This is a genomic window from Pseudomonas putida NBRC 14164, assembly GCF_000412675.1.
Lineage (GTDB): Bacteria > Pseudomonadota > Gammaproteobacteria > Pseudomonadales > Pseudomonadaceae > Aquipseudomonas > Aquipseudomonas putida.
Genome location: NC_021505.1, coordinates 3,979,278 through 3,996,383 on the forward strand (window position 1 = coordinate 3,979,278; position 17,106 = coordinate 3,996,383).

General features: G+C 63.6%; 19 protein-coding genes. 8 read left to right on the forward strand and 11 right to left on the reverse strand.

Features of this window, described 5'->3' with window-relative positions:
- Window positions 1-45 precede the first annotated feature (45 nt).
- A complete protein-coding gene (locus PP4_RS17550) occupies window positions 46-1,122 on the forward strand; it encodes a 3-deoxy-7-phosphoheptulonate synthase (RefSeq protein WP_016500541.1) in 1,077 nt (358 codons plus the stop codon).
- A gap of 137 nt (window positions 1,123-1,259) precedes the next feature.
- On the opposite strand, the gene PP4_RS17555 is transcribed toward PP4_RS17550, so the two are convergent.
- On the reverse strand, window positions 1,260-1,541 hold the full coding sequence (locus tag PP4_RS17555) for a GNAT family N-acetyltransferase (protein ID WP_016500542.1): 282 nt from the start codon (window positions 1,539-1,541) through the stop codon (window positions 1,260-1,262).
- Between the two features lie 508 nt (window positions 1,542-2,049).
- Here PP4_RS17555 and oprI point away from each other — a divergent pair.
- A complete protein-coding gene (gene oprI / locus PP4_RS17560) occupies window positions 2,050-2,301 on the forward strand; it encodes an outer membrane lipoprotei OprI (protein WP_003259780.1) in 252 nt (83 codons plus the stop codon).
- A 132-nt stretch (window positions 2,302-2,433) separates the two neighbouring features.
- On the opposite strand, the gene PP4_RS17565 is transcribed toward oprI, so the two are convergent.
- From PP4_RS17565 to PP4_RS17575, 3 genes are all read right to left on the reverse strand, one after another.
- Complete coding sequence (locus PP4_RS17565) at window positions 2,434-3,411, reverse strand: L,D-transpeptidase family protein (protein WP_016500543.1); 978 nt, start codon at window positions 3,409-3,411, stop codon at window positions 2,434-2,436.
- Between the two features lie 113 nt (window positions 3,412-3,524).
- Window positions 3,525-3,815, reverse strand: a complete 291-nt coding sequence (locus tag PP4_RS17570; RefSeq protein WP_016485900.1) for a hypothetical protein — start codon at window positions 3,813-3,815, stop codon at window positions 3,525-3,527.
- Window positions 3,816-3,873: 58 nt separating this feature from the next.
- A complete protein-coding gene (locus tag PP4_RS17575; RefSeq protein ID WP_016500544.1) occupies window positions 3,874-4,479 on the reverse strand; it encodes an arylesterase in 606 nt (201 codons plus the stop codon).
- 10 nt (window positions 4,480-4,489) lie between these two features.
- Between PP4_RS17575 and PP4_RS17580 the strand changes: the two genes are divergently transcribed.
- Together PP4_RS17580 and PP4_RS17585 are read left to right on the forward strand one after the other, a co-directional pair.
- A complete protein-coding gene (locus tag PP4_RS17580) occupies window positions 4,490-5,173 on the forward strand; it encodes an ABC transporter ATP-binding protein (RefSeq protein WP_016500545.1) in 684 nt (227 codons plus the stop codon).
- Complete coding sequence (locus PP4_RS17585) at window positions 5,173-7,680, forward strand: ABC transporter permease (protein WP_016500546.1); 2,508 nt, start codon at window positions 5,173-5,175, stop codon at window positions 7,678-7,680. The genes PP4_RS17580 and PP4_RS17585 overlap by 1 nt, the downstream gene beginning before the upstream one ends.
- A gap of 126 nt (window positions 7,681-7,806) precedes the next feature.
- Here PP4_RS17585 and greB read toward each other — a convergent pair whose 3' ends face one another.
- The 4 genes from greB to PP4_RS17605 all read right to left on the reverse strand — a co-directional run bounded on the left by greB (window position 7,807) and on the right by PP4_RS17605 (window position 10,805).
- Window positions 7,807-8,280: a transcription elongation factor GreB gene (gene greB, locus PP4_RS17590; RefSeq protein ID WP_016500547.1), complete on the reverse strand. Its 474-nt coding sequence runs from the start codon at window positions 8,278-8,280 to the stop codon at window positions 7,807-7,809.
- Window positions 8,281-8,291: 11 nt separating this feature from the next.
- Entirely contained in the window at window positions 8,292-8,600 is a 309-nt protein-coding gene (locus PP4_RS17595; protein ID WP_016500548.1) for a hypothetical protein, read from the reverse strand.
- Window positions 8,601-8,847: 247 nt separating this feature from the next.
- Window positions 8,848-9,285, reverse strand: a complete 438-nt coding sequence (locus PP4_RS17600; RefSeq protein WP_016500549.1) for a DoxX family protein — start codon at window positions 9,283-9,285, stop codon at window positions 8,848-8,850.
- A gap of 113 nt (window positions 9,286-9,398) precedes the next feature.
- Window positions 9,399-10,805, reverse strand: coding sequence for an MltF family protein (locus PP4_RS17605; protein ID WP_016500550.1), 1,407 nt, complete (start codon window positions 10,803-10,805; stop codon window positions 9,399-9,401).
- Window positions 10,806-10,961: 156 nt separating this feature from the next.
- Between PP4_RS17605 and PP4_RS17610 the strand changes: the two genes are divergently transcribed.
- The 3 genes from PP4_RS17610 to PP4_RS17620 all read left to right on the forward strand — a co-directional run bounded on the left by PP4_RS17610 (window position 10,962) and on the right by PP4_RS17620 (window position 13,791).
- The gene (locus PP4_RS17610; protein WP_016500551.1) at window positions 10,962-11,759 is read left to right on the forward strand and encodes a TatD family hydrolase; all 798 of its coding nucleotides are present in this window, start codon (window positions 10,962-10,964) and stop codon (window positions 11,757-11,759) included.
- Window positions 11,760-11,868: 109 nt separating this feature from the next.
- The gene (locus PP4_RS17615; protein ID WP_016500552.1) at window positions 11,869-13,347 is read left to right on the forward strand and encodes a methyl-accepting chemotaxis protein; all 1,479 of its coding nucleotides are present in this window, start codon (window positions 11,869-11,871) and stop codon (window positions 13,345-13,347) included.
- Between the two features lie 75 nt (window positions 13,348-13,422).
- Window positions 13,423-13,791: an Mpo1-like protein gene (locus PP4_RS17620; protein WP_016500553.1), complete on the forward strand. Its 369-nt coding sequence runs from the start codon at window positions 13,423-13,425 to the stop codon at window positions 13,789-13,791.
- A gap of 136 nt (window positions 13,792-13,927) precedes the next feature.
- Here the strand turns inward: PP4_RS17620 and PP4_RS17625 are convergent, their stop codons facing one another.
- The 3 genes from PP4_RS17625 to PP4_RS17635 all read right to left on the reverse strand — a co-directional run bounded on the left by PP4_RS17625 (window position 13,928) and on the right by PP4_RS17635 (window position 15,874).
- Window positions 13,928-14,725, reverse strand: coding sequence for an acyl-CoA thioesterase (locus tag PP4_RS17625; RefSeq protein ID WP_016500554.1), 798 nt, complete (start codon window positions 14,723-14,725; stop codon window positions 13,928-13,930).
- Window positions 14,726-14,813: 88 nt separating this feature from the next.
- Window positions 14,814-15,581 (reverse strand): CHAD domain-containing protein, encoded by a 768-nt coding sequence (locus PP4_RS17630; protein WP_016500555.1) that lies wholly within the window; start codon window positions 15,579-15,581, stop codon window positions 14,814-14,816.
- A 14-nt stretch (window positions 15,582-15,595) separates the two neighbouring features.
- The gene (locus PP4_RS17635) at window positions 15,596-15,874 is read right to left on the reverse strand and encodes a lipoprotein (RefSeq protein WP_003250254.1); all 279 of its coding nucleotides are present in this window, start codon (window positions 15,872-15,874) and stop codon (window positions 15,596-15,598) included.
- A gap of 178 nt (window positions 15,875-16,052) precedes the next feature.
- Here PP4_RS17635 and PP4_RS17640 point away from each other — a divergent pair, with 178 nt between their 5' ends.
- Entirely contained in the window at window positions 16,053-17,093 is a 1,041-nt protein-coding gene (locus tag PP4_RS17640; RefSeq protein ID WP_016500556.1) for a patatin-like phospholipase family protein, read from the forward strand.
- Window positions 17,094-17,106 lie beyond the last annotated feature (13 nt).

A 17,106-nucleotide genomic window follows, 5' to 3' on the forward strand; every position in this document is an offset into this window, starting at 1 on the left:
CGGGGACAGTTGGCGGCCGGCACCCGTGACCTGACGAGTAACACGATGGCTGATTTACCGATCGATGACTTGAACGTTGCCTCCAACGAGACCCTGATCACCCCCGATCAGCTCAAGAAGGAAATCCCCCTCAGCGCCAAGGCCCTGCAGACCGTGACTGCCGGCCGTGAAGTGGTGCGCAATATTCTCGACGGCAAGGACCATCGCCTGTTCGTCGTGGTCGGCCCTTGCTCCATCCACGATATCAAGGCCGCCCACGAATACGCCGAGCGCCTGAAGGTGCTGGCCGCAGAAGTGTCCGATACGCTGTACCTGGTCATGCGTGTGTACTTCGAAAAGCCACGCACCACCGTCGGCTGGAAAGGCCTGATCAACGACCCGTACCTGGATGACTCGTTCAAGATCCAGGATGGCCTGCACATTGGCCGCCAGCTGCTGCTGGACCTGGCCGAAATGGGCCTGCCGACCGCTACCGAAGCGCTTGACCCGATTTCCCCGCAATACCTGCAGGACCTGATCAGCTGGTCGGCGATCGGCGCTCGCACCACCGAATCGCAGACCCACCGCGAAATGGCCTCGGGCCTGTCTTCGGCGGTCGGCTTCAAGAACGGCACCGACGGCGGCCTGACCGTTGCCATCAACGCCCTGCAGTCGGTGTCCAAGCCACACCGCTTCCTCGGTATCAACCAGGAAGGTGGCGTGTCCATCGTCACCACCAAGGGCAACCCGTACGGCCACGTGGTACTGCGCGGCGGCAACGGCAAGCCGAACTACGACTCGGTCAGCGTCGCCCTGTGCGAGCAGGACCTGGCCAAAGCCAAGATCAAGGCCAACATCATGGTCGATTGCAGCCACGCCAACTCCAACAAGGACCCGGCCCTGCAACCGCTGGTCATGGAGAACGTTGCCAACCAGATCCTCGAAGGCAACCAGTCGATCATTGGCCTGATGGTGGAAAGCCACCTGAACTGGGGCTGCCAGTCCATTCCGAAAGACCTGAACGAATTGCAGTACGGCGTCTCGGTCACCGACTCGTGCATCGACTGGGCCGCGACCGAGAAAACCTTGCGCAGCATGCATGCCAAGCTCAAGGATGTGCTGCCGCAGCGCAAGCGCGGCTGATTGATGTAAAAAAGCGGGGCCGCTTCGCGCCCCATTCGCGGCACTAGGCCGCTCCTATAGGGATATGCGATCTCCTGTAGGAGCGGCCTTGTGCCGCGAATGGGGCGCGAAGCGGCCCCCGTTTTTTATGTAAAGCGTCAGGCCTTGCTCGAATGCCGCTGCTGGCGCTCCATGTAGCGTTCCACATATGAGCAGGACGGAATCACCGTATAGCCCATCTGTTCAGCGTACTCCAGCGCCCGCTCGGTCAAAGCGGCAGCAATCCCGCGGCCCCGCAAGGCGTTGGGCACGAAGGTGCGATAGATGTCCAGCGTCTGCTTGCCCAGATCCATGTACGTCAGATAGGCACGATGACCGTCCACGGTGGTCTCGAACTGATGACCGGCCTGGTCATGGTGGATGGTCAGCGCTTCGCTCATCACTACTCCTCGCAGGTCTTCTCGGTAGACCCATACCTTAACCGATGGTGGTTTATCCGGCGCTAAATCCTCTACGCCACCTGTTGCCCCTTCGACCTCTGGACGATTGTAATCGTTCGGATCCTCTGGCACTCACAAGATAGTAGGCGCCGCAAATGGGATTGCTCAAGGTGGCAGCGGCGAAAAATGGCGAAAATGCTGAGAAAGCGACTCTTCCCTGCTACCTTCAACAGCCGCCGGATGTTGTAGGGCTTAAGACGTCGAAGGACAGTTAAAGTCACCGTTAGTTCAACAAAAAAGTTCCGGTACTACAATCGCTTGCGAACCCTGCACGTTTTTTTCACACGCACGTCGCAAATCTTGTCGGCGTGGCGCCAAGCCACATTTTTTTTGCAGTTCTTGCGCTCAGTCAGTTTACTTACTACAAGTAATGGGTACTATGTACGCCGGCCAGTTTCTCTTTCCTGAGAGATGGCTATTTAATAGAAAGTCCTTGAAGGGGAACACGATGAACAACGTTCTGAAATTCTCTGCTCTGGCTCTGGCCGCAGTTCTGGCTACCGGTTGCAGCAGCGTATCCAAAGAAACCGAAGCTCGTCTGACTGCGACTGAAGACGCAGCAGCTCGCGCTCAAGCTCGTGCTGACGAAGCCTACCGTAAGGCTGACGACGCACTGGCAGCCGCTCAGAAGGCTCAGCAGACCGCTGACGAAGCCAACGAGCGCGCTCTGCGTATGCTGGACAAAGCCAGCCGCAAGTAATAATCCTCGCGGATTGTTAAGAAGCCGACCCACTTGTGGGTCGGCTTTTTTATTGCCTGCCAGCAAGGTAAATGCGGCAGGCAGTAACGAAAAGGCCCGCACTAAGGCGGGCCGTGATGTGTCGCAGTTACCTTACTGCAGTTCTGGCGGAATGCTCGACACCATAGGGGCGCTGCCCTGGTTCTCGACCGGCACGGCAATTTCTACCGGCATGCCATCTTCTGCGGCCACCACGTCACGCACCATGTCCCAGTTCATACGCAGGTTATTGGCCAGGTCTTCACGCTTGAGCAAGGCGTTGATAACGGCGGTGTGTTTATCGACTACCGACGGGTTACCCTGGTCGTCCAGCGGCGTGTGCGCTTCCAGATAGACCTTGCCGCCACTGATACCGAACTTGTAAGGCTCGTTGATGATGCGCACCGGCGTACCCACCGGCACCATCTTCGACAGTTCCAGCACGTTGTTGTTGAGCATGCGGAAGCAGCCGTGGCTGGTACGCATGCCAATGCCGAACTTCTTGTTCGAACCGTGGATCAGGTAGCCCGGCACGCCCAGGGTGAACTTGAACGGCCCCAGCGGGTTGTCCGGGCCAGCCGGCACTACGGTCGGCAGGATGTCACCGTCCGCCGCGTGCTCTTTGCGGATGGAAGCAGGTGGCGTCCAGGTCGGGTTCGGCGTCTTGGCGGTGATCTTGGTATTGGCGATCGGCGACCCCCAACCCTCACGACCAATCCCTAGCGGGAAGGTATGTACCACGTTCTGCCCTTTCGGGAAGTAGTACAGGCGGTACTCGGCCAGGTTGATGACGATGCCTTCGCGCGGGCCAGGCGGCAGCACGTAGCGGGTCGGCAGGATGATCTCGGTGCCAGCGCCCGGCAGCCAAGGGTCGACGCCCGGGTTGGCGGCAATCATTTCCAGGTAGCCGAGGTCGTTGGCAGTGCCGATGTCGGCGAACGTGTCCTCGTACTTTGCCTTGATCACATGCACCTGACCGACGATGTCTTCACCGGGCGGTGGCAGTGGCAGCTCCAGCGCAGCAGCGGGGCCAGCTACCAGCAGGGCGGCCAGGGACAGGCTACGGGTGACGGCAGGAAAGCGCGGCAACATCCGGTAAATCCTTCGAAAGGTGGGTCAAGAGGATCGATTGTACACCCGCGCCGATGCAAGCGGGAGGCATTGGCGCGATGCAAGCGTTTCAGATGATGAAAGGTGCTTGCCGTTCAGCTCGCCTGCAGCTCTGGCCAGACCGGGCGCATGCCGCGCCGCTGGGCATCGAGGATGGCTCGGCAGAGGTCACACAGCCGGCTATCGCGGTAGATCGCGCGCGGCACCCCCGACCAGCGCGGCTGCGCCGGCAGCAGGCCGCCGCACAAGGTGCGGTCGACCGGCACGCCCAGCTCAAGCTGGCGGGCCACCAGGTGGACGCGGATTTCCTGGCAGGCGAACAGGTCGAGCTGCTCATCGGGCTCGATCAGTTGGTAGGCATACAGGGACCAGGCAGGACGCGGCATCGGGGGCACTCGAAACGGGGGGCGCAACATTAGCCGAAAGCCCGCCCCGTTTAAAGCGTCACAGCAAGGGTTTTATCGCCGGCCAGGCATTTTCCAGCAGGCGCTGCTGGGCACCTTGGGCCGGATGGATGCCATCGGCCTGCATCAACTCAGGCACGCCCCCTACCCCTTCGAGGAAAAACGGCACCAACGGCACCTGTTTGTCCGCAGCCAGCTGTTCATACACCTTGGCAAAAGCGGTGGTGTAGCGCACCCCGTAATTGGGCGGCAGGCGCATGCCCAGCAGCACCACCTTGGCACCGGCCTGGCGTGCCCCCTCAATCATCGAGGCAAGATTTTGTTGCAATTGCGCGGGCGGTTGCCCACGCAGGCCATCGTTGCCGCCCAGCTCCAGCACCACCAGGCTCGGTTTATGCGCTGCAAGCAGCGCCGGCAGCCGCGCCTGGCCACCTGCGCTGGTGTCGCCGCTGATCGAGGCATTGACCACTTTGTCGTCGAAACCTTCGTCCTTGAGGCGGGTCTGCAACAGAGTGACCCAGCCCTGGCGGGTATCCAGGCCAAAACCGGCGCTGATACTATCGCCAACAACCAGCAGTGTTCCCGCCGCCGCGCTCTGGGCCAGGCAATACAGGGCCAGACCGGCACTCAACCACCACACTCGCATCGGATTCTCCATGGGCCCCAACATACTCGTTGCGCAGAACCTTAGCAAAGTGGTCCCCAGCGCGGAAGGTGACCTGACGATCCTCCACGCACTCTCCCTCGAACTGGCCAAAGGCGACAGCCTGGCCATCGTCGGCGCCTCGGGCTCAGGCAAGTCGACCCTGCTCGGTCTGCTCGCCGGCCTCGACCTGCCCAGTGCCGGCAAGGTCATCCTCGCCGGCAACGACCTGGGGCCACTGGATGAAGACCAGCGCGCCCGGGTACGCGCCGAACATGTGGGTTTCGTGTTCCAGTCATTCCAGTTGCTCGACAGCCTCAATGCGCTGGAAAACGTCATGCTGCCACTGGAGCTGGACGGCCGCCGCGATGCCCGCGAGCAGGCGCGCTCCCTGCTGGAGCGGGTCGGCCTCGGCAAGCGCCTGAGCCACACCCCACGCCAACTGTCGGGCGGCGAACAGCAGCGGGTAGCCATCGCCCGCGCCTTCGCCGCACAACCTGCGGTGCTGTTTGCCGACGAGCCCACCGGCAACCTCGACAGCCACACGGGTGAGCGCATCAGCGACTTGCTGTTTGACTTGAACAAGGAGCGCGGTACCACCCTGGTGCTGGTTACCCATGACGAACGCCTGGCCCGGCGCTGTCGCCGCCAGATCCGCCTGGACGCGGGGCGCCTGGTGGCGCCGGTGGAGGCTTGATGAAGCACATGCCGTTGTCCCGCCTGTGCGGCCTTGCCCTGCGCCAGTTGCTGCGCGACATTCGCGCCAGCGAAGTGCGCGTGCTGTTCTTTGCCCTGCTGGTGGCAGTGGCCGCCAGCACCGCCATCGGCTATTTCGGCGCCCGCCTGAACGGCGCCATGCAACTGCGCGCCAGCGAATTCCTGGGTGCCGACCTGGTGCTGCAGGGCAGCACCCCCGCCCGCGAGCAGCAGATCGATACCGGCACCGCACTTGGCTTGCGTCACGCGCAGGTGGTCGAGTTCACCAGTGTGGTGGGCGGCGACAACGGCATCCAGCTGTCCAGCGTCAAGGCCGCCGACAGTGCCTACCCGTTGCGCGGGCAAGTACGCAGCGCGCCGGCGCCCTATGCCGAGGAAACACCTGGCGGCGGCCCGGCACCTGGCGAGGCGTGGGTCGAGCCCCGCCTGTTGGCGGCGCTGGGGCTGGCGATTGGCGACAGCATCGACGTAGGCATGAAAACCCTGCGCATGAGCCGTGTGCTGACCTACGAACCGGACCGCGCCAACAACTTCTACAGCCTTACCCCGCGGGTGATGATGAACCTGGCCGACCTGGAGGCCACCGGTGTAATCCAGCCGGGCAGCCGGGTCACCTACCGCGATCTGTGGCGCGGCGATGCCGGGGCGCTGGCCCAATACCGCCAAGGCGTGGAAAAAGGCCTGGCCGCCAACCAGCGCCTGCGCGACACCCGCGATGGCAACCAGCAGATCGGCGGCGCCCTGGGCAAGGCCGAACGCTACCTGAACATGGCCAGCCTGGTGGCGGTGCTGCTGGCCGGGGTCGCCGTGGCCTTGTCGGCCAGCCGTTATGCCGCACGTCGTCTGGATGCCAGCGCGCTACTGCGCTGCCTGGGTCTCTCGCGCCGCCAGGCACTGGGCCTGTATTGCCTGCAACTGGCCATGCTCGGCCTGGTTGCCGCCCTTGCCGGCGCCCTGCTCGGCTGGCTGGCACAACTGGGCCTGTTCCGCCTGCTGCACGGGCTGCTGCCAAGCGTGGTGCCGGCAGGCGGCATCATCCCGGCCCTGGCCGGCATCGGCACCGGGTTGGTTGCACTGGCCGGCTTCGCCCTGCCACCCATTGCCGCCCTGGGCCAGGTCCCGCCACTGCGGGTACTGCGCCGTGATCTGTTGCCGATACCGCCCAGCAGTTGGTTGGTGTACGGCGCCGCTCTGTTTGCGCTTGGCCTGATCATGTGGCGCCTGAGCCTCGACCTGTTGCTCACCTTCGCCCTGCTCGGGGGCGGCCTGGTCGCCGCATTACTGCTCGGCGGCTTGCTATTGCTCGGCTTGCGCAGCCTCCGCCAGCTGCTGGCCGGCGCGCCACTGGCCTGGCGCCTGGGGCTGGGCCAGTTGCTGCGCCACCCCACGGCCGCCGCCGGCCAGGCCTTGGCCTTCGGCCTGATCCTGCTAGCCATGGCGTTGGTCGCCCTGCTACGCGCAGAACTGCTCGACACCTGGCAAGCTCAGTTACCCAAGGATGCGCCCAACCATTTCGCCCTGAACATCCTGCCGGATGATCGTGAGCCGTTCGCTCAACGCCTGCATCAGGTCAACGCCACTTCAGCGCCTTTGTACCCGGTAACGCCGGGGCGCCTGGTGCAAATCAACGAGCAACCGGTACAGCAAATCGTCAGCAAGGACTCGGCAGGTGAGCGCGCCGTGCAGCGCGACCTCAGCCTGACCTGGGCCGCCGAACTGCCCGAAGGCAATGCACTGACCGCAGGCAACTGGTGGCAAGCCTTGCCCGCCAGCGACGAAATCCCCGGTGTATCGGTGGAGGCGGAGCTGGCCAGCAGCCTGAAACTGAAAATGGGCGACCTGCTGACCTTCGAAATCGGCGGCCAGCAACGTCAGGCCCGGGTCAGCAGCCTGCGCAGCGTGCACTGGGACAGCTTCCAGCCAAACTTCTACATGATCTTCCAGCCCGGCACACTGCAGGGGCTGCCGACCACCTACCTGACCAGCTTCTACCTGGCGCCGGGCCACGACCTGGACGTGGTGGCGCTGTCACGGGCATTCCCGGCGGTGACCATCCTGCAGGTGGATGCCTTGCTCGACCAGCTGCGCAGCATCCTCGCCCAGGTGACCCTGGCGGTGGAGTATGTGCTGCTCTTCGTACTGGCCGCCGGGCTGGCGGTGTTGTTTGCCGGCTTGCAGTCAACGCTGGACGAACGCATCCGCCAGGGTGCCTTGTTGCGTGCGCTGGGGGCGGCGCGGCCATTACTGGTCAAGGCACGGCGTATCGAGTTCGGCTTGCTGGGGGCGGCCAGCGGGTTGTTGGCCGCAGTGGGCTGTGAGCTGATTACCCTGGCGCTGTACCGCTATGCCTTCGACTTGCAGTGGAGCCCGCACCCGTGGCTGCTGGCGCTGCCGCTGGCGGGGGCGCTGCTGGTGGGCGGTGCGGGGGTTCTGGGGACCCGGCGAGCGTTGAATGCCAGCCCGTTGGCGGTGTTGCGCGACAGTTGAGGGTTACCCGCACCGGCCCCTTCGCGGGCACGCCCGCTCCCACAGGTCCGGCACAATGCTCAAATGCTGTGATATTCCTGTGGGAGCGGGCGTGCCCGCGAAGGGGCCGGTGCAGACAACATCAATTCATTGGCCGTAAGTGATGCTCTTCACATACCAGGTCGCTTCACCGGTAGGTGTGTGCACCACCACCTCATCGCCCTCCTCCTTCTTGAGCAAGGCCCGCGCCATGGGCGAGTCGATCGAGATGTAATCGTTGCGCCCGTAGATCTCGTCATAGCCGACAATGCGAAACTTCATGGTCTCGCCATCGTCATTCTCGATCTCGACCCAGGCACCAAAAAACACCTTGCCTTCCTGTTGCGGCGAGTAGGCCACCACCTTCACATCTTCAAGCCGCTTGCGCAGGTAACGCACCCGGCGGTCGATTTCGCGCAGCAGCTTCTTGTTGTACTGGTAGTCGGCATTTTCGCTGCGGTCGCCCAGTGACGCCGCCCAGGCAACCTTCTGGGTGATCTCCGGGCGATAGACACGCCACAGGTGGTCCAGCTCTTTCTTCAGCGCCTCATGGCCTTCCGTGGTGATGATGTTGGTACTCAACAGCGCACTCCTCAGCGGCGGGTAATCAGGCCTTGGCGCGCAATGCGGGTGAGGTGGCCAATGACTTCGGCGGCCTCGTCCGGCGCCGGGGCCTGGATAACGGCCAGGTCGAAGCGGTCATTGCCGTATTGCGCCAGGTGGCAGCCGATATCGACGAACTGGATCAGGAAGGCGCGCGCCTGGCCCTTGCGACGGGACAGGCCTTCGAGGTGACGCAAAAGGGTGGGCTGATGCTGGCCGCCGAGCAGAATGCGCGGTGTGCGGGCCGCCTGGCTGGCAGGCAAAGGGCTCAAACAGACACTGGTACGTGGACAACTCATGGAGCTTCTCTCCGCCTCGCGAATCCCGCTGGGCAGCGGTGGGAGGCGTCACCGAACCAGCGCTTTAGCGGTATTTCGGATGGCCCGGAGGGGGGCTTTCCCGCGCCCCGCAAGTAGCTGTTTAAATCGGCGCAGGCGGTATGCTAGAGCGATGAGCTACAAGTTGCAAGCTAGAAGCCACAAGCAAAAGCAGGCCGAGTACTGGCCCGCTCTTGCTTGCGGCTTGCAGCTCACTGCTTGCAGCTGATTACCGGGCGATCAGGCGGTCCAGCGAAAAGCGGCCAGCGCCTTCGATCATGACGGCAACCGTGCCGGCCAGCAGCGCCAGGGCGAACTCGTAGCCGTTGTTCGACATGAACAGGCCGTTACCGATGTGCACGGAGAGAATCGCCACCACCAGCGTTACGCTCAGCGCCAGGGCCGCCGGGCGAGCCAGCAAGCCAACCACCAGTGCCAGGCCGCCGAAGAATTCGGCGCTACCGGACAACAGGGCCATCAGGTAGCCCGGGGCCAGGCCGATGCTTTCCATCCACTGGCCGGTACCTTCCAGGCCGTAACCGCCGAACAGGCCGAACAGTTTTTGCGCGCCGTGCGCCATGAAGATGATGCCGACCAGGATGCGGATAACGCTGAGACCGGCGCCGGCGCGGGTGGAGAACAGGGCGTTGAGGGTAGTGTTGTTCATGTCGAAGCGTCCTTGAAGCGGAGAAGTTGTGTTGGGATGGGCGCCATCATAATCAATTCGATAGATATGAAAATCGCAAAAAACCCAACACAACAATCGACATAATCGATTTATCAGCGCTTTGCCACACGCTCCAGCGCAGCCCGCTCGCGGTTGAACGCCAAAAAGTACTTGTTGACACTGTTGACGAAGTTGACCGGCCCCATGCCCACCTGCTCCATGGCGATGCGTTCGGTCTGGAAGAACCACTGGTCCCCGTTGAGGCCGCGCCGCCGGGCTTCTGAGCGCATCGCCTGGACGCGTTCGGGGCCGAGGTTGTAGGCCGCCAGCGTAAAGGCCATGCGCTCACGCTCGTTGATCTTGGCGCTGGCGAAGAACTTGCGCCGGATCAGCGCCAGGTAGCGGGCGCTGGCCTGCACATTGCCATCCACCGTGGCGGTGTTGCTCACTCCCACGCGCTGGGCGGCCGAAGGGGTAATCTGCATCAGACCATGGGCGCCTCCCGTGCCGCGTGCAGCCGGGTTGAGCGTCGACTCCTTGAAGGCCAGGGCGGCCAGGTTGAGCCAGTCGATCTGCTGCGCCTGGCCATGCTTCTGCAGCACCGCCCGCACCGAGGCCAGGCGCTGGCGGTCCTTGCTGGCCAACGGGTTGTGCACCCGGTACTGGCGCCGGTAGATACGCTCGAAGGCTGCATCCTGGTTGTCTGGTGCGCGGTAACCTTGCAGGAAGTGATCGACCGTGGCCAACAATTGCGGCGCATCACGCCCCACATACCAGCGCATGGCTTGCGGCGCCCCCAGGCGCACCCGGGTGTCCAGGCGCAGGCGCGGCATGACCCGCGCCCAGCGCCGGGCAATGGGCTGCTCGACCACGGTGAGGTGGTAGATGCCAGCCTGCACCATCTCCAGTACATCTTCCACCGCCAGCGTCGAGTCGACCCACTCCACCTTGATCGGCGGACGCTTGCGCAGTGCCAGTTGCTGGTTAGCCTGCTGGATCAGCGGCCCGGCAGCACTGGCGCTGGTCAAGGCCACGGTACGCCCGGACAACTGCTCGACCTTGCTGAAGCTTCGCTCGCCTTTGCGCCCGACCAGCATCAACGGCACCTGGTCGAGTATCGGCGCACTGCTACTCACGCCGCGCACCGCGCTGGGGTCAAGCAGCTCGCCCGGCGCAGCCAGGTCGCCCTCGCCGCGGGCCAGAGCGCCCATCAACTGCTCCTTGGCTCGCGGTATGAGCTTTAGCTGGATCCGCTGGTCATCGGCGGCACGCGCATTGAGATAATGCTCCAGCGCCCGCAGGCGGTAATACTCGATGCCAACCGGCTCGCCCTTGACCTCGCCAGAGCTGTTGCGGCTCTGGTTGACCAGCACCCGCAGCACTTTGCTGGTACGAATCTGCTGCAGGTCACGCACCTTGGCGGGCGGTATGTTCTGCTGCGGCCCCGGCGCGCGCGCCTGTGCCGGGCCGGTCAGGGTCAGCCCGAGCGTCAGCAGGAAAACAAGCCAGCATCGCAGCATGCAAAACGTGTCCGTGGTGGTTGGGCGGCATCCATGGACTGCACCGCCAAGTGAGAAATGACGATAAAAGACCACGGCAACAGCATGAAGTTCTTGGTTTTTCAGAAAAAACGCGGATTTTGCTATGCTGGCCGCCCCGCGGCACGAGATAGCACCATGCAACTGATCGATATCGGCGTCAACCTGACCAACAGCAGTTTCCACGACCAACAGGCGGCAATCGTCGAGCGCGCCGTTGAGGCCGGGGTGACACAAATGGTGCTGACAGGCACCAGCCTGGCAGTCAGTGAACAGGCGCTGGAGCTGTGCCAGCAGCTGGACGCAAGCGGTCAGCACCTGTTTGCCACTGCGGGCGTGCACCCCCACGATGCCAAGGCCTGGGATGCTGGCAGCGAGCGCCAGTTGCGCCAGCTGTTGAATGAACCACGCGTGCGCGCCGTGGGCGAATGCGGCCTGGATTTCAACCGTGACTTCTCCCCTCGCCCACTCCAGGAACAAGCCCTGGAAGCCCAGTTGGCGCTGGCCGTAGAGCTGCGCCTGCCAGTGTTCCTGCACGAGCGGGACGCCAGCGAGCGCTTGCTGGCGATCCTCAAGCATTACCGCGACCACCTTACCGGCGCTGTGGTGCACTGCTTTACCGGCGAGCGCGAGGCACTGTTCGCCTACCTGGACATGGACCTGCACATCGGCATCACCGGCTGGATCTGCGACGAGCGCCGCGGCACCCACCTGCACCCGCTGGTGGGCAACGTTGCCGAAGGGCGGCTGATGCTGGAGAGCGATGCCCCGTACCTGCTGCCACGCAGCCTGCGACCCAAGCCGAAGAACGGGCGCAACGAGCCGGCGTTTCTGCCGGAAGTGCTGCGCGAAGTGGCGCTGCATCGGGGCGAATCGGCCGAGCACACGGCGGCGCATACCACCGCGACGGCGCGGGCGTTCTTCCAGCTCCCTTGAGCCCTGCGCGCTGGCTGTTGATATGGGTCAACATCTTGCTGAGCGGGTGCAGGCACAATGATGGCACCTTGCCAAAATTGTTTCCGCTCAACTCAGAGAAGACCTGCCCATGGGTGCCTGGCTTAGCAATGTTTCCCTGAAGTACAAATTCTGGGCCGTCAACGCGGTGGCCTTTGTCACTACCCTGCTGCTGGTGCTCTATGCCGTGCACCTGGAGCAACGCGCCCGCGCCGAAGCGGCGCAGGCGCAGGCGGCAGCGCAAGCCCAGCTGCTGGCTGCCTGGCCTGCCGGGCAAGCATTGCCGCGCCCGGACAACGTCATCAGCTGGTCGGCCGGGCAAACGCCGGCTTTCGCCGGTGAAGCACTCGATAGCCTGCGCAATGCCCAGGGCTGGGTGGAGCTACCAAGCGCCTGGATCCTCGGCGAAAACCCGCTGCGCGGGGCGCAGGTAGTGCGCCACGGCGACCAACAGGTGGCCGTGCTCGCCCAGTCGCCAAGCCTGCGCCAGGTATTCTTCGCGCGCTTCAGCAACTACGCGGTATGCGTGCTGATCCTGATGCTGGCCATGCTCGGCGCTTCGCAATTGCTGATCCGCTTCCTGCTCAGCCAGCTCAATACCCTGAAGGATGTGATGCTGCACGTGGAAAGGACCGGCGACCTGGCGGCCCGTGTGCCGCTGGCCTGCGGCGACGAGGTCGGCCAGATGGCCGGGGCCTTCAATGCCATGCAGGCCACCTACCACCGCGTGGTCAGCACCGTCGCCCACACCGCTGCACAGTTGGACTCGGGCGCCGCACGCCTCGCTGCCAGCATGAACAACGTACGCACCGGCATGCTCGGCCAGCAGAGCGAGACTGACCAGGCCGCTACCGCCATCAACCAAATGTCGGCGACGGTGCACCACATTGCCCAGCATGCCGGTGCCACCCGTGACCTGTCACAAACCGCCGACACCTTGGCCGGCAGCGGCAAAGAGGTGGTCAGCCGGGTGCAGGATTCGATTTCCGGGCTGTCCAGCGGTGTGCAGCAAACCGCCGAAATGATTCGCCAACTGGCCGAAGACAGCCAGAAGATCAACAGCGTGGTCGGTGTAATCCACAGCATCGCCGAGCAGACCAACCTGCTGGCGCTCAACGCCGCCATCGAAGCGGCGCGCGCCGGAGATCTGGGCCGAGGCTTTGCCGTGGTGGCCGATGAGGTACGCAACCTGGCCAAGCGTGTGCAAACCTCTACCGACGAAATCACCACCATGGTCTCTGCCCTGCAATCGGGCACCCGCGATGCAGTGGAATTCATGCAGGAAAGCTCGTACAAGGCCGACGATTGCGTCCGTCAGGCCCAGGAGGCCGGCGAGGCGCTGGCGGAGATTACCGGTGCTGTGGCGCAGATGCGCGAAAGCAATACCCAGATTGCCGTGGCGGCCGAGCAGCAAAGCCAGGTGGCCGAGGAAATGAACCGCGCCGTGGTCAGCATCCGCGATGTCACCGAACAGACCGTGCAACAGACAGTGGGCTCGGCAACCACCAGTAGCGAACTGGCGACCCTGGCCGGCGAACTGAACAGGGCCATTGGCCAGCTCAAGCTATAGTCACCATAGCCAGCCTCGATTGGCCCCCGCCCGGGGGCCGCACTAAGCTTTGAGCATGACCGAGAGGAAATGCCCATGAGCAAACGCCTGCCCAACCTGCCCGCCTGGCAATGGCGCGGCTACCACAATAACCACCGCCACCCGGCCAATCTGGTGCTGCACCTGATTGCGGTGCCGCTGTTCATTCTCGGCGCGCTGCTGATTCTGTCGGGGCTGTTCGGCCTGGACCTGGGCCAGATTGCCGTTGGCGTGATCGCCCTGATTGCCGGCCTTGGCTTACAGCGCCATGGTCATCGCCTGGAGGCCGAACAACCTGAGCCGTTCGCCAATCGCCAGGATGCCGTGCAGCGTTTGCTGACGGAGCAGTTCATCACCTTTCCGCGCTTTGTGCTGAGCGGGGCCTGGTGGAAGGCCTGGCGGGAGCGGCACAAACACCGCCATTGATGCCATGGGGCTGCTTTGCAGCCCAATCGCGACGCAAGGCCGCTCCCACAGGAATCACGCGCAATCTGAAAATTGCGAGATCCTTGTGGGAGCGGCCTTGTGTCGCGAAAGGAGCGCGTAGCGCTCCCAAGATTGATCAAGCAAACACGGTGACGGTCTGTCGGCTCAGGGCCAGCAACTCGCCCTCTGCCGTCCACAACGCCGCAGCAGCATGCCCATAACCCTCCCGCGCATGCTCGGTCTCCACGCAGTACCGGCACCAGTCCAGGGTCGACAGCTTCGCCGTGGGCTGGATGAACTCGATGGTCCAGGTCAGGGTGCTGCCCGCTGCGGGCTGCTTGAGAAACGGCATGAGGCTCGGCGGCCAGGCATCGACCAGCGCCAGCAAGTGCGACTCATTGACCTGCTCTTCAGCTACATCCCGCAAGCGCACCCAGCCGCCCATCTTGCGCGATTGATTACCACTGAACGGCAACCCACCCACTGCCCAACGCAAGGCTACATGGCGCATGAATTCAGGCGTAACGCCCTTGATATAGGGCAACTCGGGCGCTGCGTCGTCGAGTGCGGGCATTTCCATCGCCGGCAACGCTGGCACCTCGACCACCGAAGGCCGGCCTGCACCGAAATTGCCCTGCACCAGGGTCACCACCTGGCCATCCTGAACGGCGCGGCCGAGCAAGGTGCTGACCGCCTTGCCTTCACGCAGCACCTCCACCTCGAAACGAATTGGCACATCTGCTGCCGCAGGCGCAACAAAGCTGATGGCCAGCGAGCGCACAGGGCGGCTGTCGGAGAGTTTCAGGCGCATGGCCTCGTAGACCATGGCCGCCATCAGCCCGCCAAAGGCGGCGCGGCCCTGGGCCCAGCTGGGCGGGATGCTGACGGCATCCGGGTTGCCCCGCACGGCCTCTAGCAGTTGGTTGAAGTTCATTGGCTGGCTCCTGCCCGCAGCGAAAAGGTCTGCCCATCGTAGCCAGCAAACCCCGGGCGATCAGCCCGCATATCGGTCAATTGTCGGGCTAGCGACGCGCCAGCGCCTGCAGCAGGGCATCCAGCGTCACATCCGACTTGCGCTCGGCCTCGTGCAGCTCTTGCTCCCACGCGACTTTGCAGGGGGCCAGGTCAGCATGCTCGCGTGCCTGCAGCAACCACTGCAGGCGGTCATGCCAGTTGCCCAGGTCGCCCTGTGCCTTTTTCAGCAGGCGCTGCAGTTTCTTCCCGGCGTGGTCGAGTTGTGGGTAGGCCTCGTCGCCATAGCGCGCACGCTTGATCAGCAAGCGCAGGCGGTGGCGGTCGTGAGCGGGGTCTTGCAAGGCTTCGTGCAACTTGCGCCATTGCTTGACCAGGCGCTTGTCAATGCGTTTGTCCAGTGACTTGACCAGCCCCTCGCGGCCTGCCGCCCGCAGGAACAACGGAAACGCGTCGACAATCGCCAGCACCCGGGCCAGCTGCGGGCTGGCAGCGACACTGGCAAAGGTCCTGCCACGCCCTTCCAGGCGCCGCTGGCCGGCGGCGGTATAGCCGCGCGCGATCAGCTCCGCTGCCAGCACCTCCCGGTCACGCAGCGGCGTGGTCAGGGTACCCAACGCGCTGGCGGCACCCTCCAGCTGCTCCACGCCAGGCAGCCCGCGCAGCGGCCGCAGCAGGCTGCGCAAGCGCCGCAGGCTGATGCGCAAGTCGTGCAAGGCTTCGCGGTCGGTATCGGCAGCCAGGCGTTCGCGGCAGGCCATCAGGCGCACCTGCAAGGCCAGTATCTGGGCTACTACATGGTCTAGCATGGCAGACATACGACGCTCCTTGATCAGCGCCCGGCGCGCGACTCACGAATGTAGAAGCGCGCCTTTTCGGCTTTGCGCGTACAGCTCTCGTAACCTTCGAACTGCTGCTGGGTCTTGGCCCCGGTCAGCAGCGACAAGGCCTTGGAGTAACTCACTGCACCGGCAAAGCCTTCGGCCTTGGCCAGGTCCAGTTCCTTCCAGGCGGCATCCAGCTGGGTCGCGCAGCTGTCACGGTAGGCCGTCTTGCCCGCGCAGCCAGCAAGGGCCAAGGCAATCAGTGGAAGGCAGATCCAGGCTTTCATCGGTAATACCTCAATGGAAAAAACAGTGGCTGTTCGACGCCCCGGCAGCTGAAAAGTGCCCTGCCCGGCCGGCTGTGCCCGGCCAGTTTTATTACAGTAGCTCAGCGCGATCTACATTGAAGCACAGCCTGTGATGGGTGCATTGTAGGACCATGGTTGCACTGGACGGGGAATATTCATGAGCAAACGCGTGGCACTGGTACTGGGCTCGGGCGGAGCCCGGGGGTATGCACACATCGGTGTGATCGAGGAAATCGAGCGGCGCGGCTACGACATTGCCTGCATTGCCGGCTGCTCCATGGGTGCAGTGGTTGGCGGCATCTATGCTGCCGGCAAGCTGAGCGACTATCGCAACTGGATCGAGAGCCTCGACTATCTGGATGTACTGCGCCTGGTCGACGTCAGCTTTCGTCTCGGCGCCATTCGCGGCGACAAGGTGTTCGGGCAAATCCGCAAGATCGTCGGCGAGATCAACATCGAGCAATTGCGCATCCCCTATACAGCGGTTGCGACCGACCTTACCAACCAGCAGGAAATCTGGTTTCAGGAAGGCTGCCTGCACCAGGCCATGCGCGCCTCGGCGGCCATCCCCAGCCTGTTTACCCCTGTGATGCAGGGCAACCGTATGCTGGTGGACGGGGGCATCCTCAACCCGCTGCCGATTGTGCCTGTGGTGTCCAGCCACTGCGACCTGATCATCGCCGTCAACCTCAACGCCACCAACCAGAAGCAGTACCAGTTGCCGGTGATCGAGCGCCCTGCGGCGTTCAAGATGCGCTTTGACTCCTTGCTGAGCTCATTGGGCTCTCGCTTGCCATTCCGGCGCAAGCCGGCGGAAGAGTTGATGCGCATCGAACAGGAAATAGTCGCCGAAGGCCTGGCGCCGCCCAACCCGTGGCTGGCAGATGCCGCCGACCCGGAAGGCCAGCAACCGGCGGCGGCACCGGAACGCCAGGGCGCGCCGAAGTCGGCGACCGGCTCGTTCATCATCGACAACGTGGGGCCTGCTTCGCTGCTGGACTTGATCAACCAGAGCTTCGAGGTCATGCAGACCTCACTGGCGCAATACAAGATCGCCGGGTATCCACCGGATGTGCTGATCAACGTGCCCAAGCGGGTCTGCCGGTTCTTCGAGTTCTACAAAGCTCCCGAGCTGATTGCGTTGGGACGGGAGATCGCGCGGGATACGCTGGATAACTATGAAGGGGTGAAACGCTAAGCGTCGTAGCAAC